At 56.3% G+C, this 20,511-nt stretch carries 19 protein-coding genes and 1 pseudogene; 9 read left to right on the top strand and 11 right to left on the bottom strand.

All coding sequences use genetic code 11. From position 1 onward, the window contains the following. Positions 1-17 precede the first annotated feature (17 nt). Positions 18-1,180 (bottom strand): IS3 family transposase gene (locus JFU47_RS05265; RefSeq protein ID WP_201181195.1). Its coding sequence is split into 2 segments (ribosomal slippage): positions 18-925 and positions 925-1,180, totalling 1,164 coding nucleotides; the frame shifts between segments, so codons are not numbered across the junction. 201 nt (positions 1,181-1,381) lie between these two features. Between JFU47_RS05265 and JFU47_RS05260 the strand changes: the two are divergent. After that, positions 1,382-1,877: pseudogene (locus JFU47_RS05260) on the top strand (DUF1810 domain-containing protein). Between the two features lie 100 nt (positions 1,878-1,977). On the opposite strand, the gene JFU47_RS05255 reads toward JFU47_RS05260, so the two are convergent. The 4 genes from JFU47_RS05255 to JFU47_RS05240 all read right to left on the bottom strand — a co-directional run bounded on the left by JFU47_RS05255 (position 1,978) and on the right by JFU47_RS05240 (position 5,848). Continuing rightward, positions 1,978-2,172: a hypothetical protein gene (locus JFU47_RS05255; protein WP_201181609.1), complete on the bottom strand. Its 195-nt coding sequence runs from the start codon at positions 2,170-2,172 to the stop codon at positions 1,978-1,980. A 431-nt stretch (positions 2,173-2,603) separates the two neighbouring features. Then, the gene (locus JFU47_RS33495) at positions 2,604-2,945 is read right to left on the bottom strand and encodes a GlcG/HbpS family heme-binding protein (RefSeq protein WP_446739629.1); all 342 of its coding nucleotides are present in this window, start codon (positions 2,943-2,945) and stop codon (positions 2,604-2,606) included. Between the two features lie 180 nt (positions 2,946-3,125). Further along, on the bottom strand, positions 3,126-3,806 hold the full coding sequence (locus JFU47_RS05245) for a type 1 glutamine amidotransferase domain-containing protein (RefSeq protein ID WP_201181605.1): 681 nt from the start codon (positions 3,804-3,806) through the stop codon (positions 3,126-3,128). A gap of 1,088 nt (positions 3,807-4,894) precedes the next feature. Continuing rightward, positions 4,895-5,848, bottom strand: a complete 954-nt coding sequence (locus JFU47_RS05240; protein ID WP_201181603.1) for an enoyl-CoA hydratase/isomerase family protein — start codon at positions 5,846-5,848, stop codon at positions 4,895-4,897. Between the two features lie 758 nt (positions 5,849-6,606). On the opposite strand from JFU47_RS05240, the gene JFU47_RS05235 reads away from it, so the two are divergent. Genes JFU47_RS05235 through JFU47_RS05225 form a run of 3 tightly spaced genes read left to right on the top strand, consistent with a single transcriptional unit; the run spans position 6,607 to position 8,240 of the window. Beyond that, entirely contained in the window at positions 6,607-6,822 is a 216-nt protein-coding gene (locus JFU47_RS05235; protein WP_201181601.1) for a tautomerase family protein, read from the top strand. Further along, entirely contained in the window at positions 6,819-7,475 is a 657-nt protein-coding gene (locus JFU47_RS05230) for a DsbA family protein (RefSeq protein WP_201181599.1), read from the top strand. Before JFU47_RS05235 ends, JFU47_RS05230 begins: the two co-directional genes overlap by 4 nt. Positions 7,476-7,526: 51 nt before the next feature. Then, entirely contained in the window at positions 7,527-8,240 is a 714-nt protein-coding gene (locus tag JFU47_RS05225) for an SDR family NAD(P)-dependent oxidoreductase (protein WP_201181596.1), read from the top strand. Positions 8,241-8,371: 131 nt separating this feature from the next. Here JFU47_RS05225 and JFU47_RS05220 read toward each other — a convergent pair whose 3' ends face one another. The 4 genes from JFU47_RS05220 to mqo form a co-directional block, all read right to left on the bottom strand. Continuing rightward, positions 8,372-9,247, bottom strand: coding sequence for an alpha/beta fold hydrolase (locus tag JFU47_RS05220; RefSeq protein WP_242485074.1), 876 nt, complete (start codon positions 9,245-9,247; stop codon positions 8,372-8,374). 343 nt (positions 9,248-9,590) lie between these two features. Continuing rightward, the gene (locus JFU47_RS05215; RefSeq protein ID WP_207202868.1) at positions 9,591-11,075 is read right to left on the bottom strand and encodes a CoA-acylating methylmalonate-semialdehyde dehydrogenase; all 1,485 of its coding nucleotides are present in this window, start codon (positions 11,073-11,075) and stop codon (positions 9,591-9,593) included. 293 nt (positions 11,076-11,368) lie between these two features. Further along, positions 11,369-11,959: a helix-turn-helix domain-containing protein gene (locus JFU47_RS05210; protein ID WP_201181592.1), complete on the bottom strand. Its 591-nt coding sequence runs from the start codon at positions 11,957-11,959 to the stop codon at positions 11,369-11,371. A gap of 31 nt (positions 11,960-11,990) precedes the next feature. Beyond that, positions 11,991-13,634, bottom strand: coding sequence for a malate dehydrogenase (quinone) (mqo, locus tag JFU47_RS05205; protein WP_201181590.1), 1,644 nt, complete (start codon positions 13,632-13,634; stop codon positions 11,991-11,993). A 205-nt stretch (positions 13,635-13,839) separates the two neighbouring features. Here mqo and JFU47_RS05200 point away from each other — a divergent pair, with 205 nt between their 5' ends. After that, a complete protein-coding gene (locus JFU47_RS05200) occupies positions 13,840-14,802 on the top strand; it encodes a mandelate racemase/muconate lactonizing enzyme family protein (protein ID WP_242485073.1) in 963 nt (320 codons plus the stop codon). A 74-nt stretch (positions 14,803-14,876) separates the two neighbouring features. Then, on the top strand, positions 14,877-15,848 hold the full coding sequence (locus JFU47_RS05195) for an AEC family transporter (protein ID WP_242485072.1): 972 nt from the start codon (positions 14,877-14,879) through the stop codon (positions 15,846-15,848). 123 nt (positions 15,849-15,971) lie between these two features. Here the strand turns inward: JFU47_RS05195 and JFU47_RS05190 are convergent, their stop codons facing one another. Then, a complete protein-coding gene (locus JFU47_RS05190; RefSeq protein ID WP_201181588.1) occupies positions 15,972-16,382 on the bottom strand; it encodes a (R)-mandelonitrile lyase in 411 nt (136 codons plus the stop codon). A 210-nt stretch (positions 16,383-16,592) separates the two neighbouring features. Here JFU47_RS05190 and JFU47_RS05185 point away from each other — a divergent pair, with 210 nt between their 5' ends. The 3 genes from JFU47_RS05185 (at position 16,593) to JFU47_RS05175 (ending at position 19,745) form a co-directional block, all read left to right on the top strand. Continuing rightward, positions 16,593-17,504 carry a LysR family transcriptional regulator gene (locus tag JFU47_RS05185; RefSeq protein WP_201181586.1) on the top strand — a complete coding sequence of 304 codons (912 nt, stop codon included), beginning with the start codon at positions 16,593-16,595 and terminating at the stop codon, positions 17,502-17,504. 72 nt (positions 17,505-17,576) lie between these two features. After that, on the top strand, positions 17,577-18,632 hold the full coding sequence (locus tag JFU47_RS05180; RefSeq protein ID WP_201181584.1) for an LLM class oxidoreductase: 1,056 nt from the start codon (positions 17,577-17,579) through the stop codon (positions 18,630-18,632). A 21-nt stretch (positions 18,633-18,653) separates the two neighbouring features. Next, on the top strand, positions 18,654-19,745 hold the full coding sequence (locus JFU47_RS05175) for an alkene reductase (protein WP_201181582.1): 1,092 nt from the start codon (positions 18,654-18,656) through the stop codon (positions 19,743-19,745). Between the two features lie 22 nt (positions 19,746-19,767). Here the strand turns inward: JFU47_RS05175 and JFU47_RS05170 are convergent, their stop codons facing one another. Then, complete coding sequence (locus JFU47_RS05170; protein ID WP_201181574.1) at positions 19,768-20,262, bottom strand: cupin domain-containing protein; 495 nt, start codon at positions 20,260-20,262, stop codon at positions 19,768-19,770. Positions 20,263-20,511 lie beyond the last annotated feature (249 nt).

The raw sequence follows: 20,511 nt of genomic DNA, 5'->3' as shown, positions 1-20,511 counted from the left end.
GTGTCGCAATGTAGTGGTCAACTAATCCCGGACACGACGTTAAGTTTTTCCTCGGCCCGAGCTGGCGCCAGCCCACCGTTGAATTGGTGAGGCCGAATCCGGTTGTACCGATGCATCAAAAAATGGCTGATGTCGCGCTGTGCTTCCTGCGCAGTTCTGTAGCCTAAGGTCGGTATCCATTCAGTTTTCAAACTCCGGAACACTCGCTCCATCGGTGCATTGTCCCAGCAATTTCCCCGGCGACTCATGCTCTGGCGTATGCGGTATCGCCACAACCGCTGGCGAAACAACCGGCTTGCATATTGGGACCCTTGATCCGAGTGGAACAGCAGATCCGAAGGCCTGCCACGCTGCTCGTAGGCCATATCCAGGGCTCGGATCACGAGTTCGGCGTCCGGTTTTTCCGACAGTGCCCAGCCCACTATCCGGCGCGTGCAGAGATCCAGAACGACAGCCAAGTAATGCCACTTTCCTTGTGCCCAAATATAGGTGATGTCACCGCACCAGACCTGATTGGGGGCTGGCACATCAAACTCACGGTTCAAGGTATTCGGGATATCAAGTCTTTCTACTGTCGCTCGTTTATAGGCATGTGAGCCGGGTTGTTTACTGACTAAATCAAGCTCACGCATCAAACTGCGCACTTTGAATCGACCGAGTTGCTCACCATCTTCACGCATCAGTGACAGGATGCTGCGACTGCCCGCAGCGCTGCGACTTTGCGAGAACAGCTCACTGACCCGGCTACGCAACCGAAGCCGTTCAACATCGGGAGTGCGGCGCCGCAGGCGCTGGGCGTAGTAGCACGAGCGGGTGACTTCAAACACCTTACACAGCCAATCAACCGGCTCATGGGCACTCAACTGATCAATCAGCGCAAACGCTCGTGATCTTCCGACATCAAGAGCGCGGTAGCCTTTTTTAGTATGGATTTTTCTCGCTCAAGCCGAGCGATCCGGGCTTCCAGTTCCTGAATTTTCTGCTGCTCTGGGGTCAGCGCCTTGCTCTGCGGAGTGACGCCTTGGTGCTCTTTCTGAACCTGGTCAACCCAGCGGCGCAGCGCTGACTCACCAATGCCGAGTGAGCGGCTGGCTTCGATGTAGCTGTAGTTTTGCTTGAGCACGAGGTCAGCAGCCTCGCGTTTGAATTCAGCAGTAAAGGAGCGGCGTTGTTTGGTCATCTGACACCTCGATCTGGCGAGTATTCTCGCCTAAATGGGTGTCCGGTTTCATTAGACCACTACACAATGCCCCTTCGGATACAGTGATGGGGGGAGGGCAAGACGCTGTATAGGGGTGCTGAATCCATAACGTCCGAGGTACATGACTGTCGAATGCTGTAATAGAGCACCTAGCCGCCTGCTAGTTGAGGAGAGCGAGTCGTGAGCGACATTTTTGATCTGGCCCGTTTCGTCGAAGCACAAAATCCGGTTTTCAGCCGAGTCTTGGATGAGTTGCGAGTTGGGCGCAAAACGAGTCACCATATGTGGTTCGGTTTCCGCAGTTGCACGGTCTCGGTCGCAGCGAAACGGCCGAGCGCTTCGCCATATCGGGTATGGCCGAGGCTCAAGCGTATCTTCAGCACCGTTTGCTTGGGCCACGGCTTGAGGATTGTGTCAAAACCCTTTGAGTCATTCTGGAAGGAGCGCTGAAAAGATCCTCGGTTCGCCCGATGATATGAAGCTCTGCTCCTGCCTAACGCTGTTCATCGCTGTCGGCCCCAAATCCACAGTGTTCCAGCAGGCGCTTGATCAATTTTATTCGGGAGAGGCAGATCGCAGAACACTGGCGCTACTTCAAGGTGATCCTGGTAAATTCATGCCGCCTTGCGCATGTCATGTCAGGCCTCACCACTCAGAAGTTCTCGTAATCTGGTGAGACGAGGTCCATAGGATCCTATCGATTGGTGCATGTGCCAATTATCAGCTGTAACCCTCCGTTTTCGATCCGTTGGCCGCCTCAGGACATTCCGGAGCTGTCAACGCTCTCGTTCAGGTAAGTCGTGCAGCTGCACCCGCGGATGCTCGTCCGCTTCACAGCCAGGCGCATGAGAAAACTGCTCTTCTGCTTCAGCAAGAGGCTGACGCTGCCTGCATTTGGCACAACAGATTTGTCCATCGACTAACACCCATGCTGCTGCGCAAGCGCTCAAAAGCTTCGCATCAGTGCCCATGGAAGATCCTCCTTGGATCCAGATCCTTTGCCTGAAAACTAGAGCATCTCAGACAAATTTCAAGCATGCCCTGCGGAATTCGGCGAGCGGTAAATACCTGTCGATGCGTATACAGGGAGATACCGGACGAGGCGCGGTCGGTACCTGTAAGGGCAGCGCGGACATTGCTCGCGATTCGGCTGAACCACCCTGTTCACCCATGTTTTAAACTTTCAAAACTGGGTGAGCAGGGTCAGGTCATTTTCAGTGATTTCGGAGAGCAGACAGGCGAGTAATTTTGCATCCAAAGTCGCGACCTCCCCCGAGAAAAGGCCAGCGTAGCCCGTGCATCAAGGTATTCGTAAGTCGCAACAGCGCTCGTGGTCAAAGTCGATGACGATTGCTTTTTTGTTGCTCAAGCGGACATGGGGCTTAATCAACACGGTGGACGTTTATAGGGGTAAGGCGACGGACGCGGTTTGCGCAATGTCCAAGTCTTGGGCAGGGTCGCCCCCAGATACGCCAAGTGCTCCGATGACCGTCCCCTTGCCAGCAAAAATAGGAACCCCGCCGGTAAATATTACGAGTCCGCCGTTCGTCAGATCCAGACCGGGAAATGTGCCGCCGGGTTTGCAGAACTCTCCTAGGACTTCGGTGTTCTTGCCAAACAGGGCCGCTGTCTTGGCCTTTCGGACTGCGATGTTTATCGTACCAAGTATGGCGCCGTCCATTCTGGAAAACGCCTTTAGATGGGCACCCGCGTCCATGATCGCGATGTTTGCTGCGACGCCCAGTTACCTGGAGCGCGCTTCTGCCGCATCCAAAATCGCGTATGCCTGACTTGACGAGATTTTCATAATTACACCTCCGCGCCGCGGTTTGATTCAATTTTTTAAGGACGTCAATCTCCGACCTATATGGCGTTTCGCGCGCGTGTCGCGTAAGCCCCTTGGTGAGGATCAAGGGGCTTTTTGTTACTTCCGCAACACCTCCAGTAATTTCTGCGCGCCTGCTGTAGACGATGCCGGGTTTTGCCCGGTGACGAGGTTGCCGTCAGCCAGCACATAGGACTGCCAGTCCGGGCCCTTGGAGTAAATACCGCCGTTCTCTTTCAGGGAGTCTTCAACCAGGAAGGGCACTATTTTGGTTAGCTGCACCGCCTCTTCCTCGGTGTTGGTGAAGCCCGTAACTTTCTTGCCTTTCACGAGAGGCTCGCCATCAGGACCTTTCACGTAGCGCAGTGCGCCGGGCGCATGGCAAACCATAGCGACGGGCTTGCCCGCCGCATACGTTCGTTCGATAAGACCAATGGAGTCCTTGTCGTTGGTCAGGTCCCACATGGGACCGTGCCCGCCCGGATAGAAAACCCCATCGAAATCCTTTTCGGACATTTCAGACAAGAGCCTGCTATTGGCAAGCACCTTTTGAGCAGCGGAATCGCTTTTGAAGCGATCACCGGGCGCAGTCTGAAATTCCGGTTGATCGCTTTTCGGATCGAGGGGCGGTTGGCCGCCTTTCGGCGATGCCACCGTAATATCCACACCTGCATCCTTGAACACGTAGTAAGGAGCGGCGAATTCCTCAAGCCAAAAGCCTGTTTTTTCGCCCGTGTTTCCCAGCTGATCATGGGAGGTCAGTACCATGAGTATTTTCATGACATCTCCTCTTGGTTGGCTTCGTCGGCGACGAAGTTTATTCAGGTTAGCATTTCGAAATGGGTTGGCAAGTTGCCCGGATCGAAAGCCATTGCATCAGACAAAGGTGAAATCATCGGGCTGGGTTCAGGTCGAGCATCAGGCAGCCGGGCTAACGAAAAAATGGCATTCGTCAGGGCCGGGACAGGTTCTCGGCCGGATGGATTGGGCAATAAAATGAGCCGAAAATTATGATGACCTCACTGAGTGCGAGATGACGAAGATCGGGTGAGATGAACACATCTTGCACGGTGAATACCCTCCCGCATGCCTGTATGCGGTGGGGCCTTACGACAGCTTCACCGTACCGTTTCTACGAGTGATTGTCCGACGCTTCATATTCTCTGACCTGGCCTATTGTGTACCGGCGTGTACGTTTCGGACTTTGCGCAACTAACAGATAGGGACCACGGTGTGAGCGAGTTCGAGTTCGATGCCGCACTTGAGTTGCGAATTCAAGACACCGCCGTCTGTTTGGTTGCTGCTCTGAGACGAATTGGTATGCCAACGCGGATCAATCCTTAGGCCGCTCGATAGAACGCATTTTCTGATTTCATCCTTGATCGGTCTGCAAGCGACGTTGCCGCAATGAAGGGCTAGGTGTCCGAAGGGCGGACCGCGCTGGATGAGTGGGCGGGAGATCACACAACCGCGAGTAGGTGGGTATTGACATCCACACCACCAATTGCATGTGTGGACATAAGATGAATGAGGGACGGTATTGGCGGTTTGGGTCGTTATTTAGGATTCGGGGCAGAGAGGTTGAATCAAAATGATCCCGTAGATTTCGAATTCAGCAAGGCTGAAATTTTCACTTCTTTTTTAATCAAATGGCCTTTGGAAGAGAACTGCTCTGAAGTCCTAGGTAAACTTGCCCCGATAGGAAAGAGGAGGGGCTTCATTGCCGCACGGTACTAATCGTACACAGAATTATTCACAACTTTGAGGCAAACCAAAATTTCGTCTGTCATAACAGATATCTTGCTGGAGTAAAGGGCTAAGCTTGGCCCAGCCCCGGTAAAATCCGCACTGTTGCAGTTTTCCGCGCCTCAGTTTTTCTCCGCACTGACCTGGCCGGTGTACTTGGGCAGGTTAATTTCCACATCGGCTTTTTGTTGCAGGCCTAGTTCCATGAGGCGGCCGATATGGTGTTGGGCGGCGGGGCGTCGAACCGAGTTGAGAAAACCTGTCCATTCCTTACCGATATCTTCGTTTGAGGGCAGGGAGGCTATGTTCACCAGCTCCTTGATCTCGCCTATAGACTGCTTGTCGAAGGTGGCGATGCGGCGGGCCAGAGCGTCGACGAAGCTGTTCAGCTCGTTTTCGGGGAAGCTGCGGTTAACGTAACCATAACGCTCGGCCAGCTTGCCGTCGATGTCGTTACCGCTCAGCAAGATCTCTAATGCACGGCCGCGGCCGATAAGGCGTGGCAGGCGCGCCATTGGGCCTCCGCCTGGGATAAAGCCGGCTCCAATTTCAAATTGGGACAGCACTGCCTTGTCGCTGGCAAAACGCATATCGCTGGCCAGGGCCAGTTCGCTGCCGACGCCGGAGGCGCGGCCGTTGATCATCGCGATGGAAACCACTGGGGACTTACTCAGGCGTACCAACATGTCCGGAAGGGGGGGCAAGCCGGTCTTCCCGTTGGACATTTCTAGGGTCCGCTCCAGAGGCTCCGCGAAGTCGTAGTGGGTTAGGAAAAAACCAGGCACCTTGCTTTCAAAGACCACCACCTTGAGTTTGGTGTCGCTTTCGATCGCGCTAATCACCTTCTCGAACTGGAAGGTAGAATCCGGGCCATATATGTTGAAAGGCGGGTTGTTGATCTGCACTCGCCAGTATTCGGGGCTGATCTTCTCAATGAGAAACTGGTTGGGGGAGGAGGTGGCGGATTTGGGGGGGCTGGCAGCAGTGTCGGCGGCAAGGGCTTGACCAGCCATGGTGGTGCCGCCCAGCAGCATGCTAAAGGCGAGAATGGCGCTTACGAAACGTCGTAGTTTCATGAGAGTGAACTCCAACTTAATGGAATTAACAGCGATGAATTGACCTGGATCCTGTTCAGGATCACAAGCACCTGTTGATGCACGAATTATTAGTATGATCGGCAGCAGCGTTTTGGCAAATTTAGGCGCGATTATTGTTGGGTGGGTCAGTTTTCAATCAGCGCCAACAGCTTCGATTCACCTCCAGCGAGATACGCACTGAATGCTGCTAGATCCCAAACGTTTGGGCGATCACCTGCCTTTGCCGCAGGGGCCTGGGATGAAGGAATGTCGGCGTTTACGGGATATCTTCCTTGCAACGGAAGGAAACTGTCACTCAATGCGAGCGATAGGTACGGGTCGAGGGGCTGTGGTCGCAGAAATTTGACATGCACGACGTAGCTCGACTGAATCGCGTCTCCATCCGGCCAATGGTGCCGGACGTTCGTGGTGAAGGGGCTGCAGTTGAACGAACAGACATTGTCTCAGCGCCTGGTCGCCCGGCAGGCTGGGTGCATCACAGAGCTGCTGGCTTGAGCCGGGTCTAGAGTTGGTGGGAAAGTCGCCGAGCGCCGATGAGGCCAGGCGAAGACGGGCGAGGAAGGTCCTAGGTTGCGCTCGACTTTGCGGGTGTTTATGCGTTATCCCCCGATGCAATTTATTACGCCGCATCACAAATGATGTTCCCGTCCCTGTATTTATTCATTCAAGACAACATTCTAAAGTCCACTCCACTTGCCGCCTATCACTTCGATGGGGGACGAACTGGAGACTTTTGCATGCCTTTCATCAGCGTTCGTATCACCCGCGATGGCGTTACCAAGGAACAGAAAGCTCAGGTAATCGCCGAAATCACCCAGACCATGCAGACCGTCCTCAACAAGGACCCGCATCTCACTCATATCGTGATCGAGGAGGTGGATACCGATAACTGGGGCTATGCTGGCATCACCACCACCGAGTACCGCAAAAATCTGGCGGAATCTAAATCGTGACTCAGCCCGTCAGAATCGACTTTGTGTCGGATGTCGTGTGCCCGTGGTGTGCGCTTGGCGCCACAGCGCTGGAGCAGGCCATAGCGAATCTCGCTGGCGAAGTCGCCGTCGAGCTGACGTTCAAACCCTTCGAATTGAACCCGGATATGTCGGTCGAGGGCGAGCACGCAGTCAAGCACATGATGCGCAAATATGGTCGCAGTGCTGAAGAGGTAGCCTCTCGCAATGAAATGGTGATCGCCCGTGGCGAAGCCATCGGCTTTCATTTCGATCTGGAAAAACGCAGTCATTTCTACAACACCTTCGACGCCCATCGCCTTCTGCTTTGGGCGGTAAAGGAAGGTCGCCAGATCGAGCTGAAGAAAATCCTGCTCAAGGCGTATTTCACCAACGGCCACAACCCCAGCAACCACGAAACCCTGGTACGTCTGGCCGGTGAAGCAGGACTTTCCACCACCCGCGCTCGCGAGGTGTTGGCAACCGGGATGTTCGCCATCGAAGTCCGTGAGCTCGAGAGCTTCTATCGCGAGGGCGGGATCAATTCGATCCCGGCCATGGTGCTGAACGGTCGTCAGTTGGTGGCTGGATCACAGTCAGTTGAACAATACGAAGCAGCCCTACGGCAGATGGCGCGAGAGCCGGCTACTGCCTGATGGCTTAGCTTATTCACTTAATTCGCATTCATTAATTATCAGGAAATTATCATGAGCAATTCAAAAAAAGTCGTTGTGGTGACTGGCGCATCCCAAGGTCTGGGCGCAGGCATCGTCGCGGGTTTCCGCAAACTGGGTTACCAGGTCATCGCGACGTCGCGCTCGATCAAGCCATCCACCGATCCGGACATCCTGACGGTAGTCGGTGACATTGCTGATCCCGCCACTGCCGAGCGCATCATCCGGGAAGGCGTGGCTCGCTTCGGCCGCATCGACACCTTGGTGAACAACGCCGGGATCTTCCTGGCTAAGCCTTTCACCCAATTCACCGGTGAAGATTATGCAAACAACGTTGCCACTAACATGGGCAGCTTCTTCTACATGTCGCAGCAGGCCATCGCCCAGATGGAAAAACAAGGCCAAGGTGGTCATGTGGTCAGCATCACCACCACGCTGGCCGACCACGCCATCGATGGCGTGCCTTCAGTACTGGCATCGCTGACCAAGGGCGGCATGAACGCAGCCACCAAATCCCTGGCAATCGAGTATGCCAAGCGCGGCATCCGCGTCAACGCCGTATCCCCAGGCATCATCAAGACCCCGATGCACGGTGAAGAAACCCACGCAGCGCTGGGCAGCCTGCACCCAGTCGGCCACATGGGCGAAATCGCCGACATCGTCGGGGCCGTTCTGTACCTGGACAGCGCCGCATTCGTGACCGGGGAAATCCTGCACGTCGACGGCGGCCAAAGCGCCGGTCACTGATAACGGAAGTTCGCTAGACCGCACAAAGCGGGCGACGGTTGGAAGCGATTCATTTGAACCGGATCCCCCGATGTCGCTTGCACATCAAGCCCACTGCCCGATGACTCGGGCAGTGGGCTTTCACATGGTGATTACTGAGACTTCAGCGTCTTGTTCAAAAACGTATCGATCAGGCTCGCGATTTCCTCGGGCTTCTCATCAAGGGCGAAGTGCCCGGCTTCCAGCACGTGAATCTCAGCTTTTGGCAGATCCCGGCGATACGCCTCGGCTTCGGCGACATCAAATGACGGATCGTACTTACCCCACACCACCAGAGTCGACGGCTGATGCTCGCGCATCCATGCCTGCCACTTCGGATAGCTGGCGACGTTGGTGCGATAGTCATAGAACAGATCGCTCTGGATATCGGCCTGGCCCGGCTGATTCAGGAAACCAAATTCATCGGTCCAGAGATCCGGATTGAAATTCTCGACGTTGGGGCTTGAGCCAACGTGCCGCTGCCTGGTTGTCGCCAGCGAGAAGAAGCTGGCACGCAAGCCCGCTTCATTGGCGGCGCGATTGGCCCAGAACTCGCGCCGTTTTTGCCACAACGGTCCCAAACCATCTTCGTGGGACACCGCATTCTGAACGATCAACGCCTGAAGTCGTTCAGGGTGAGCTAAAGCCATTCGAAAACCCACCGGCCCGCCATAGTCCTGCACCAACAGCGAATAGTGGTTCAGACCCAACGTCTGAGTGAAATCCTGCATCACACCGGCCAGGCGGTCGAAGGTGTAGGTGAAGGTTTTCGCGTCCGGCGCATCGCTATGACCAAAACCCGGATAATCCGGTGCCACCAGATGGTAATGCTGAGCCAGCCGCGCTAACAGCGGATCGTACATACGTGACGAACTTGGGAAACCGTGCAGCATCAGCAAGGTCGGCGCGTCTGCCGGTCCGGCTTCGCGATAGAAAATATTCAGCCCGTCGACCTTGATGCTGCGGTAGGCAATAGATGACTGTTCCATCGAATAGCCTCCCGAAGCGGCAGTTTGAGCAGCCCCCCACGCAGGCACACTCAGCGCGCACATCAGCGTAACAGTGGAAAACACTTTGAGCATAGACAGCCTCCAGCTCCAAGACAAAATCTGCATGCTCCATGGCGGCGGCAAAACGGACTTGCCGCTGTGAGTCAACCGGTAAGGCTCAAGTACGGTACAACTTATAGGCGCCATGATCGAAATGAAGTATTAAACATGGGCTGTACTGTCTGAATTTCGTCGGATGGCTGTGTATGCTGGGCTTGGGATACAGTCCTATACAAAATTGACGTTACCCTCGGCGTAGGTAAGCAATCGTGACAGCCTTTATTTATTGCAGACAGTCGGGCCAGTGCTCTATGACGCTCTTGTAGTTGGTGTAAAAGCGCACGGCTTCCTCGCCGTAGGTGTGATGATCACCGAACATCGATCGCTTCCAGCCCCCGAACGAATGCCACGCCGACGGCACCGGGCTGGGAATGTTGATGCCCACCATACCGACCTGAATCTGACGGGTGAATGCGCGCGCCGCGCCGCCGTCGGATGTGTAAAGCGATACGCAGTTCCCCAGTTCGTGGGCGTTGACGAGTGCAATGGCGCTCGCGAGATCGGGCACCCGGACAACCGACAGAACCGGGCCGAATATCTCTTTTCGATAGATGCTCATCTCCGGTGTCACTTGGTCAAACAGCGAGCCACCGAGAAAGAAACCCTTTTCGCGTCCTGCCACGGTATGGTCGCGACCGTCGACGACGAGCTTGGCGCCCGCCGTGATGCCCTCATCGATATATCTCAACACCCGGGTGCGATGCGCGGCGTTGATGAGTGGTCCCATGTCCAGGCCGGGCTCCATGCCGCCGCCCATCTTCAGCGAGCGCACGCGTGGCACGAGGTATTCGAGCAGCTCATCTCCAATCGTCCCTACCGCCACCACGACTGACGTCGCCATACAGCGCTCGCCGGCCGAGCCGTATGACGAGTTGATGATCGCATCGACCGTTTTATTGAGATTGGCATCGGGCAAAACCACGAGATGGTTCTTTGCACTGCCCAACGCTTGGACGCGCTTGCCGTATTTCGCGCTTTCTTTGTAAATGTATTCGGCAACCTTCGTCGAGGCGACGGCAGATACCGCGGCCACATCGGGATGCTGCATCAGTGCATCGACGACAGCCTTGCTGCCATGCACGACGTTGAACACTCCTTTAGGAAAGCCCGCTTCCATGAATAACTCGGCAAGCCGAATCGATGGCGACGCAGTACGCTCCGAAGGCTTGAGGATGAACGTGTTGCCGGTCGCGGCCGCCATCACAAACATCCAGCACGGCACCACCATCGGGAAATTGAATGGCGTGACGCCTACGGCTACGCCGACGGGTTGACGCAGGTTCCACGCGTCGATGCCGGGGGCGCTCTGATCAGTGAAATCGGTCTTGAGCAGGTTTGGAATGCCGCACGCAAATTCGACGATTTCGATCCCGCGTATCACCTCGCCCTTTGCATCCTCAAACAGCTTACCGTGGTCGCGGGTAATGAGCTCTGCGAGTTCGTCGCTATGCGTCTCGAGCAATTCCTTGAACTTGAACATCAAACGCGCACGCTTCAGTGGCGCGGTTTCGCTCCAGGCCGGGAACGCGGCTTTCGCAGCGGCGACGGCGGCGTCGACTTCAGCTGCGTTTGCGACCGGCAAGCGGGCCGTCACTCGACCTAGCGCTGGGTCCAACACGTCGGCGAACTGACCGCTCGTGCCTGCAGCGTGTTGACCGTCGATGAAATGACTCAGTTGGCGCACAGAGTCTTGATTTGCTTCGCTCATACGTTTCTCCTAAAAGTCAGGGTCCTGTACTAAGCAGCAACGTGCTGTGATCCATAATTCCACGCTCGACACTATGCGCTCGCCCCGGCGTTTATCAAGGTGGTTGTCGCGTCAACCGTCGAATTATGCCGCGTTTTTCTCGACCTGTTGTTCTCAATCCGGGTACAACAGCACTATGCCGATTGGCTCCCAATAACATGTTCCACCCGGTGTCTGACCAGTGCGATGTTTTTTCATTTGCAGACTGCGACGCAGTCGAAAAAAATTTGGCTATTTTCCACCAACGCACCTTCCTATTTTCCTTCCTGCCCCATCAACGTCTTGCGCAGCCTGCCTGGTGACATACCGAACGATGTTTGGAACTGCCATATGAAATGCGGCGCGTCTGCAAAGCCGCACTCAAAAGCGATTTCACCGATCTGTCGATCGGAGCTAATCAATAACCAGCGCCCAAACCTGAGTCGTACCTGTCGATAGAATTGCGTCGGGCTGGTGTCAGTCTCGGCGACGAACAGCTGCTCCTGCTGACGTTTGCTTGTGCCGACCAAATGGGCGATTGCGTCGATCTCCAGCGGTTCGGCCAGATGTGTCTCCATCAGCATCACTGCTTCGTGCAAACGTCGGTTGGAAGAGCTGGCATAGCCCAGCGCTTTACGACGATCTACGAAGCTGCCAGTGCTGCTCTTGGCCACGGTCATTTGATGCACGACTTTACCAGCGCGGTCTGGTCCGCAGTGCATACCAATCAAATGGATCGCTAGCTCGATGACTGAAACTCCTCCCGCACAAGTGATCCGGTCCTTGTCGACCAGGAAGTCGGTATTGGTGACTAAGCGCAATGTGGGAAATAGGCGTTTCCAATCGTTGGCATGATAGGCGTGCACGCAAGCTGTCCGGCTGTTCAGTACATCCCGATTACAGCGCCATGTCGGCAGCAGCCTTCTCTTTCACCGGCTTCTGCTCCTCGACAGCGGGCGCAGTCATTTGACCGATCGCGGGGGGAGCCAGTGTCAACTCTAGGATCTTGGCTGTATAAGCCCACTCCTCAGCCACCTTTGCCGGATTGTCGTTCAGCTGGGTTCCGTAGCTCGGCAGGATCTGGTGCAGCTTTTCCTGCCACGCTGGTGTCGCGACTTTGTCTTTGAAGACTTTCTGCAACAAGCTGACCATGATCGGCACCGCGGTCGACGCACCCGGCGAGGCGCCCAGCAGGCCGGCGATGGTGCCGTCTTTGGAGGTGACGATTTCGGTACCCAGCTTCAGCACGCCGCCAGCGGCCTCGTCACGCTTGATGATTTGCACACGCTGGCCCGCCTGAACCAGTCGCCAGTCCTCGGCCTTGGCGTTCGGGAAGTACTCCTTCAAGGCGGCGAGGCGATCGTTATCCGACAACATCAACTGGCCCGCGAGGTACTCGACCAGGGGGTATTCCTTGATACCGACCCGTGTCATTGGCCACACGTTAGCCGTGGTGGTGGTGCTCAACAGGTCCAGATAAGAACCCTCTTTGAGAAACTTGGTGCTGAACGTTGCGAATGGACCGAACAGGATCAGGCGCTTGCCGTCCAGCACACGGGTATCCAGATGCGGAACCGACATGGGTGGCGCCCCCACCGAAGCCTGGCCATAGGCCTTGGCCAGGTGCCGCTCGGTGATGGCCGGATTTTCGGTCACCAGGAATGAACCGCCCACCGGGAACCCTGCGTACTCCCTGGCCTCGGGAATGCCCGATTTCTGCAGCAGCTTCAGTGCGCCGCCACCGGCACCTATGAACAGGAATTTGGTGTCGGTGGCGGATTCGCTACCGTCTTTGAGGTTTTTGTAGCTGACACGCCAGCTGCCATTCCCATTTCGGGTGATGTCCTGCACTTCACTGGACAACTTCAGTTCGAATTTTGGCGTGGTTTGCAGGTATCCGACCAGTTGGCGAGTGACTTCCCCAAAATTCACATCGGTGCCGTTCGGGTTCCACGTAGCCGCGATTTTTTGATTCGGATCCCGTCCTTCCATCATAAGGGGAACCCACTTCTTGATCACGGCCGGGTCTTCGGAATACTGCATACCGGCAAACAGTGGGCTCGCCAACAAGGCTTCGTGGCGCTTCTTCAGGAATTTGATGTTGTCATCGCCCCACACGAAGCTCATGTGCGGTGTGGAGTTGATGAATGAATGGGGATTCTTCAGTACGCCTTGTCTGACTTGCCATGCCCAGAACTGCCGAGTGAGCTGGAACCCCTCGTTGACTTCAACGGCCTTCGAGATGGTGACTTTGCCGTACTCGTCCTGAGGCGTGTAATTCAACTCAGCCAGCGCGGAGTGACCGGTGCCGGCGTTGTTCCAGCCATTGGAGCTTTCCTCGGCAACGCCATCGAGACGCTCCACCATCTGCATCGACAGGCCCGGTTCAAGCTCATTGAGCCAGACACCCAGGGTTGCACTCATGATGCCGCCACCAATCAGCAGCACATCCACTTTCTTGATGTCTTCAGCCTGCACCTGCGAAACGCTGGATGACAGCGTTAACGCTGCAATGGCCCATTTCAATAACTTGGTATTCATCATATTTCGCTCCGGCGTATGTTAACGGCCGTTACAGCTACCGTGACCAGAATCTGAAAGTTCAGCTTTCCGAGTACCAGCACCACAACAATACCGCCGATTCAGGCAGCTATAAAGGAGTCTCGAATTACGGCTGGCAGGATGACGGTCAACGTCCAATATGGCCGTTGCTGCACTTCGTTGTTCAGAGGAGCACAGCGTAGCGATGTATGCGTCCGCCCAACTCACCTTGCGTAAGTTAGGCAGGCACCCACTGATGCGGCAGAACTGCTCGATCTCACTCGCGCGTTGCGTCGGCACCCGACGGGAGAAGTTACAGGGCGATCTGCAGAGGAAATTTCACGTTTTCGGTCGCAGCGGTGCGTTTATCTATGGCCTCTCGGCGATAGACATCGCGCTGTGGGATATCGCCGGCAAAGCCGCCGCAAAACCGATCTACCAGTTGCTGGGTGGCAGTGAGGCCACGTCTCTTGCGGCCTATGCAAGCCTGATCCGTTATGCCGACCCCGAACTCATCCGCGTCAATGTGCAGCGCGCGGTCAACAGTGGTTTCCGCCACCTCAAACTGCACGAGGTGGATGTCGAAGTCATCCGCGCTGCGTGCGAGGCCGCCGGCCCCGGCGTGGAAATCACCCTCGACGTCAACGCTCCGTGGACGGTGCGCGAAGCGCTGGACATGACCGAGAAACTTCGCCCGTTGAATCTGCGCTGGATCGAAGAACCAGTGTGGCCACCAGAAGATTATTCGGGGCTGGCAAGGGTGCGCGCGCAAGGCGGCATACCGGTTGCGGCCGGCGAGAATGCCTCGACGCTCATGGACTTCCAGCACCTGCTTGAGGCCGGCGCGGTGGATTTCGTGCAGCCGAGCCCCGCCAAAATGGGCGGTATCACCGAACTGCAAAAAGTGTATGCGCTGGCCAACGCCCATGGCGTCACCGTGATGGTCCACGCCTTTTATGACGGCCCCGGCCTGCTGGCGGCGGTGCATGGAAGTGCGGCTCTGGGTGGTGCGAAATCACTGGTCGAATGGCGCTATTTCGATCTCGAAGCACAACTCTATGGCGACGCCATCATTCCGCGTAACGGACGCATCGACGTACCGCAAGGACCGGGGCTCGGGATCGAGCCGGACCAGGACGTCATTCGGGACTACCGCTTCAAACCTTGACCCCATAAGCCGTTTGTTCATTGCAGCGTTGATCGAAGCCGAAGTGCCGGCCTCGATCAGCCACGACGACATTCTTGATAAAAACAAATACGAGGATTGATGAAATGTTAGACAGGATCGTAGGGCCGATTTTACCCGTCGCCTTTGTGATCGCGCTTGGCTACATCGCCGGCAAGCGCGGACGGCTTACCCATTCGGACAGCCTGCTGATCAGCCGGCTGGTGCTCGGCTGGATATTTCCGGCGTTGCTTTTTGTCGGGATGGCGAGCACGCCCCGTGAACAGCTCTTCGACTTCAAGTTCATCGTGGCGACTTTCATCGGCATCATGGGCATGTACACGATAGCGCTGGTGATCGGCTGGTTCAGCTCTCGCGATCTCAAGGTTGCAACGCTCAAGGGTTTCGTTAACGGTTATCCAGACGCCGCCTTCATGGGCATCCCTATCTTGGGCGCAATGTTTGGCGCGGGCAGCATCTACTCGGTGCTGGTGCTGAACCTGGTCGCGAGCCTGGTGATGATCCCGCTGACAACCATGTTGCTCACCATCGCCGATGGAAAGGCCAGTGGCGGCCAGGCGTTCGTGTCGAGCCTTTCAGGGGCGGTACGTCGTCCGCTGATGTGGGCGCCGGCCTTGGGTATTCTGCTCTCCGTGCTGCAGGTCAAGTTGCCTCCGCTCGCTGCGGAGTCTCTCACTCTTCTCGGCAAGGCTACACCCGGCGTATCCCTGCTGTGCCTGGGATTGATCATGTCGTCGGAGAAACTGAAAATGTCCGGTGAAGTCTTGGGCAATCTTGGGCTCAAGCTGTTCATTCACCCTGTGTTGATGTTCGGTGCCACGGTACTGCTGGGCACTCATGGGCTGTACGCACAACAGATGATCCTGCTTTGCGCGCTGCCGTCGGCGACGATCCCGGCGATGTTTGCGAACCAGACCGGCGCCTATCAAAGTGAAGCCGCGACCTCCATTCTGGTCAGCACCGTGCTGTCGATCGTGACGTTTTCTGCGGCCATCTACCTGATTGATGGAGGCCTTGCCGCAGCTTGACTGCTGGTTCCCGCACTGTAGGGATGGGATGGCGTGGAATGAGGCAAATGTGCCGAAATACCGCGCCTCGCTTATCCCAAAATCCATTCAGTTTCAATTTGCAGGTTCACTGGACGGGTCAAATCATTCGTCAGGCGGGCCGACGTTATATTCCTCGTCGGTAACCTTTTCCAACCAGACGACACTCACACCGTCCAGCGCTTCCTGGACCCCAATGTGGGTCATGGAGGTGGTGGCGCTTGCACCGTGCCAGTGTTTGTGGCCCGGTGGGCACCAGATGACATCTCCGGCACGAATTTCTACGATCGGTTCGCCTTCACACTGCGTCCAACCGCAGCCAGCGGTGACTATCAGCGTCTGACCCAGCGGATGGGTATGCCAGGCGCTACGAGCGCCGGGTTCAAAAGTGACGCTGACGATGGACGCTCGGGCCGGTTCAGGAGGGGAGTTGAGTGGGTCCATACGGACGGTGCCCGTGAAGTACGCTTCAGGGCCTTTTATCGATGGTTGCGAGCCTACGCGCTTGAGGATCATGGTCCAGTCCTATTGATAAATGAACAGGGATAGGGGGGCGCAAGTTAGTGCAAGGCAATACACCCAGGAGCAGCTTCCAGGCGCTTGCGTTTCTGTGACGCGACCTGCTGGACAGTCGATAATCTTTGCCCCAGGTTAACGGCAACTTCTAAACTCTGGGGGCTTCATGCTCCGCATACACTCTATGCATGCCCTGGAGTAAAGCTACCCATGGAAGCCAACCGATTTGGTGATATCGCTGCATTTGTCTGCGCCGTGAAGGCTGGAAGCTTTACCGCAGCGGCGGCCTCACTCGGTCTGACCCGATCGGCAGTGGGAAAAAGTATAGTTCGCCTGGAAAGCCGGATGGGCGCACGGCTTCTCAATCGCACGACGCGCAAACTGAGTCTGACTGACGAGGGGCAGGTGGCCTATGAGCGCTGGCGTCAGATTCTCGAAGATCTGGATGAAGTGGACGCGACCATGGCCTTGCGCCGTGGAAGGCCAACCGGGACCTTTAAACTCACTGCACCGCTGTCCTTTGGTCAGCGCCACATCCTGCCGATTCTGGATGCTTATCTGAAACAGTGGCCTGACCTACGGGCGGATGTCTGGTTTACCGATCGCTTTGTTGATCTGGTCGAAGAGGGCATCGACATCGCCATACGAATCGGTACGCCCAAAGATGACTCACAATTATTGACCCGTACCGTGGCTTGGCAGCAGTTCGCGACGTGTGCATCGCCTACTTATCTGGCCCAACGCGGAGTACCGCAAACGCCAGCTGACCTTGTCGGGCATGACACCATCGCTTTATTCAGTGGCGAGCGGCCTATCGTCTGGCGTTACCAGACACCTGCCGGCCTTCATCTATACGAACAGCCAGGGCGACTGAACATCGACAGTTCAGAAGCCACGCGAGAAGCGGCGCTGGCAGGCATCGGCCTGATTCACCTGCCGACCTACATTACGGGTAACGACCTGCGCGACGGCACGTTAGTGGAAGTACTGAAACCCTACCGCGCACCTCCCGACCCCATCAGAGTCATCTACACAAGCAAGCGTCACCTGTCTCCCCGCGTTCGCAGGTTTATTGATCTGCTGATTGAGCGTTGGGAAACGGGAGTGCCTTGGGAAAGATAACGATATTGGGGACTCAGTGGACCGTGTAATGGTCGCGAACTGCTGTTTATCCAGCCTGAGGATTCAATAAATATGTCAGTCATCGTCACTCACGGGACTGCCATCATGACCATCGCCACAGACTTCTCGCCGCAGGCTCAACCTGCCACTTTACCGACCGCCCATCCCTCGCTTGAGCGTCATCCCGGGTTTCAACGCTTGTTTCAACCGGAGGCGCTCACGATTGGCCTGATTTTACCCCTCGAAACCCACCCGGGCCGGCCGGCTCCGACCATGCGTGATCACGTGGAGATGGCGCAGCGCGCCGAAGCGCTTGGCGTTGGTGCCTTATGGATGCGCGACATACCTTTCTACGACCCGGATTATGGCGATGTGGCGCAGATCTTTGAGCCACTGGTCTACATCGGCTACCTGGCCGCCGCCACTCGCAGCATCGTTCTGGGCACCACGGGTATTGTTTTGCCGACCCGTGATCCGATGTACCTGGCCAAGCAAGCGACGTCCCTCGATCAACTCAGTGAAGGTCGCCTGGTGTTGGGACTTTCCTCCGGCGATCGGTACAGCGATTACCCGATGCTCGGCATCGATTATGAATCCCGTGGCGATCGCTACCGTGATGCCTTTTCGGTGTTTCGAACCCTGATTGAACAGAGCTTCCCCCGTTTCCGCTCCGAGCGATTCGGTGGCTCGCCAGGCAACCTCGATCTGGTGCCGAAAGCGCCGTATGGCCGCGTTCCCTCAATTGCTGTCGGCCAGGCGCAACAGAGCATTGAATGGTTGGCTCAGCACCTCGATGGCTATCTTGCCGGCGTCCAAAGCCCAGAGCGGTTGGCATCGTTGGGCGAGAGCTGGCACGCCACCGTGCAGGAGGCAGAGAACCGCAACGCCTTCAAACCGTTGGGCCTGGGTGGTTATTTGGACCTCAGCACCAACCCGGATCAGCCATTCCAGCGCATCCAGGGCGGCTTCCGGGCGGGGCGCAACGGCCTGCGCAATTACCTGGAGCAAGCGCAATCTGCCGGCGTCTCGCATATCGCGCTCAACCCCAAGGTCAGCCGTCAACCCTATGGCGAAATCCTCGACGAGCTCGGTGAGTACGTGCTGCCGTACTTTCCGTCACATTCCTGAGATCACGCGGAGGAATCACTCATGTCATCACTTTTCGAATCCTATGACCTCGCGGGTCAGTTACTGCCGAATCGCATCGTCATGGCGCCGATGACCCGCGCTCGCGTCGAGGGCACCGTGCCGTCTGAAGACATGGCTACCTACTACGCCCAGCGCGCCGGAGCCGGCCTGATCATCAGTGAAAGCGCTCAGGTTTCTCCACAGGGACGTGGCTACCTGTACACCCCAGGCATCCACAGCGCAGCGCAAATTGAAGGCTGGAAGCGCGTGACTGATGCGGTTCATCAAGCCGGGGGACGCATGTTCCTTCAGCTCTGGCATGTGGGCCGCGTCTCGCATTCTTCCGTGTTGGAGGGACGCTCACCTGTCGCGCCCGTGGCAATGCCCGCCGCTCAAACGTTGGTGCACGCCTACGACAGCGACGGCAAGCCAGCCCAGGTTCCTGTGAGTGCGCCCGTTGCTCTGGATGCCGAGGGTATTCGGCAGGTCATTGCAGACTTTCGCCTTGCCTCGGCCAATGCCATGTCGGCAGGTTTTGACGGCGTTGAAATTCATGCCGGCAACGGCTATCTGTTTGAACAGTTCATCAACGGCGGCTTCAACACCCGTGAAGACCGCTACGGTGGTGCACCGATTGCGAATCGCCTGCGATTGCTGCTTGAGACGGTCGATGCGGTGAGTGCGCAGATCGGCAGTTCGAAGGTGGGGGTGCGCGTGTCGCCTTTTGCCCACCTGGCGGATCTGCACCCGTTCGATGGCGAAGAGGCCACTTGGCTCGCTCTGGCCGGAGCACTGTCGCAACGCCAGATTGCCTACCTGCATGCCAGCCATCTTGGCACGCCAGACTTTCAAAAAGCCTTCCGTGCAGCTTACGACGGCACCTTGATGGTGTCGGGCGGGTTCACCCGTGAAACAGCGCAGCAGGCCATCGATGGAGGATTAAGTGACTTGGCGGTTTTTGGCCGGCCGTTTATAGCCAATCCCGATCTGGTCAATCGCTTGCGCCATGGCTGGCCACTGGCCGAAGCGGGACGGGAGGCTTACTACGGCGGGGGAGCACATGGCTACATCGATTATCCCGCGTACTCGTCGCAAGTCGCAGAGAGCGCATAGTGGACCCCGCCGTGCAGGTTCTTTATTTTGACGAATTACGAGGGTCGTCATGACTATCAATATACTCAAGACCTAACGGACCTGTTCCATACACTTGAGAGATGTACTCTCCTGACTTGGCCCAATGAAAGTGCGGAGTATTGGCGGGGAGTACTACAATACTGCCCGGGCCGTAAGCCACTAACTTGTCTGGATCAAATACAGACCCGAAACCAATATAAAACACACCGGACATTACGGTGTAGATACGGTCTTCAGGATGTGTATGGGGCATTAATTTTATGCCATTAGGTACTTTAACTCGCACAACGTACGGGCCTGGCTTGCTAGGGTCACCGACCAGAACCGCCAGCTTCACTTCTTTCGGGAACGCTGGAAAGTTACGCCACTCCACGTCTTCATTATACAAAGCCCCGGGTTTGCCGAGCGGCAATGGTTGCGCTTGAACGAGCGACATTGTTGCGCACGCGATAAGAAGGGTGGTCAGGCAAGCAGTTTTCATCATGCTCTGAATCATGAGAGACACCTTGGCTACGTCATAAATAAATTGGCATCGTCACCGGGTTCTCTAATAAACAAGTCAACGCGAGTCGCCGCTGAAGACAAAAAATTCCTGCCTAATCTATAGGTAGAGCACGCTTGTGATAATGCCGCTGATGCGCATTTCAGTTGATACGTAATGTAATCAATCGCTGATGTCCTGCCCACCTACGACCGGCGGTCTCGAACAGGGCCGGCAGGCCCTCGATCTGTCGGTTGACGGTAA

It is taken from the genome of Pseudomonas sp. TH39(2020) (assembly GCF_016650715.1).
GTDB classification, from domain to species: Bacteria; Pseudomonadota; Gammaproteobacteria; order Pseudomonadales; family Pseudomonadaceae; genus Aquipseudomonas; species Aquipseudomonas mandelii_C.
This window is presented reverse-complemented; position numbering and strand designations above follow the sequence as displayed.

What these genes read in the sequence shown, in the direction of transcription:
- JFU47_RS05200 (WP_242485073.1), top strand. Translation starts at nt 13,840, where the DNA reads ATGTATGCGTCCGCCCAACTCACCTTGCGTAAGTTAGGCAGGCACCCA.
- mqo (WP_201181590.1), bottom strand. Translation starts at nt 13,634, where the DNA reads ATGAATACCAAGTTATTGAAATGGGCCATTGCAGCGTTAACGCTGTCA.
- JFU47_RS05240 (WP_201181603.1), bottom strand. Translation starts at nt 5,848, where the DNA reads ATGAAACTACGACGTTTCGTAAGCGCCATTCTCGCCTTTAGCATGCTG.
- JFU47_RS05170 (WP_201181574.1), bottom strand. Translation starts at nt 20,262, where the DNA reads ATGATTCAGAGCATGATGAAAACTGCTTGCCTGACCACCCTTCTTATC.
- JFU47_RS05225 (WP_201181596.1), top strand. Translation starts at nt 7,527, where the DNA reads ATGAGCAATTCAAAAAAAGTCGTTGTGGTGACTGGCGCATCCCAAGGT.
- JFU47_RS05175 (WP_201181582.1), top strand. Translation starts at nt 18,654, where the DNA reads ATGTCATCACTTTTCGAATCCTATGACCTCGCGGGTCAGTTACTGCCG.
- JFU47_RS05235 (WP_201181601.1), top strand. Translation starts at nt 6,607, where the DNA reads ATGCCTTTCATCAGCGTTCGTATCACCCGCGATGGCGTTACCAAGGAA.
- JFU47_RS05215 (WP_207202868.1), bottom strand. Translation starts at nt 11,075, where the DNA reads ATGAGCGAAGCAAATCAAGACTCTGTGCGCCAACTGAGTCATTTCATC.
- JFU47_RS05245 (WP_201181605.1), bottom strand. Translation starts at nt 3,806, where the DNA reads ATGAAAATACTCATGGTACTGACCTCCCATGATCAGCTGGGAAACACG.
- JFU47_RS05220 (WP_242485074.1), bottom strand. Translation starts at nt 9,247, where the DNA reads ATGGAACAGTCATCTATTGCCTACCGCAGCATCAAGGTCGACGGGCTG.
- JFU47_RS05180 (WP_201181584.1), top strand. Translation starts at nt 17,577, where the DNA reads ATGTCAGTCATCGTCACTCACGGGACTGCCATCATGACCATCGCCACA.
- JFU47_RS05185 (WP_201181586.1), top strand. Translation starts at nt 16,593, where the DNA reads ATGGAAGCCAACCGATTTGGTGATATCGCTGCATTTGTCTGCGCCGTG.
- JFU47_RS05255 (WP_201181609.1), bottom strand. Translation starts at nt 2,172, where the DNA reads ATGGGCACTGATGCGAAGCTTTTGAGCGCTTGCGCAGCAGCATGGGTG.
- JFU47_RS05190 (WP_201181588.1), bottom strand. Translation starts at nt 16,382, where the DNA reads ATGATCCTCAAGCGCGTAGGCTCGCAACCATCGATAAAAGGCCCTGAA.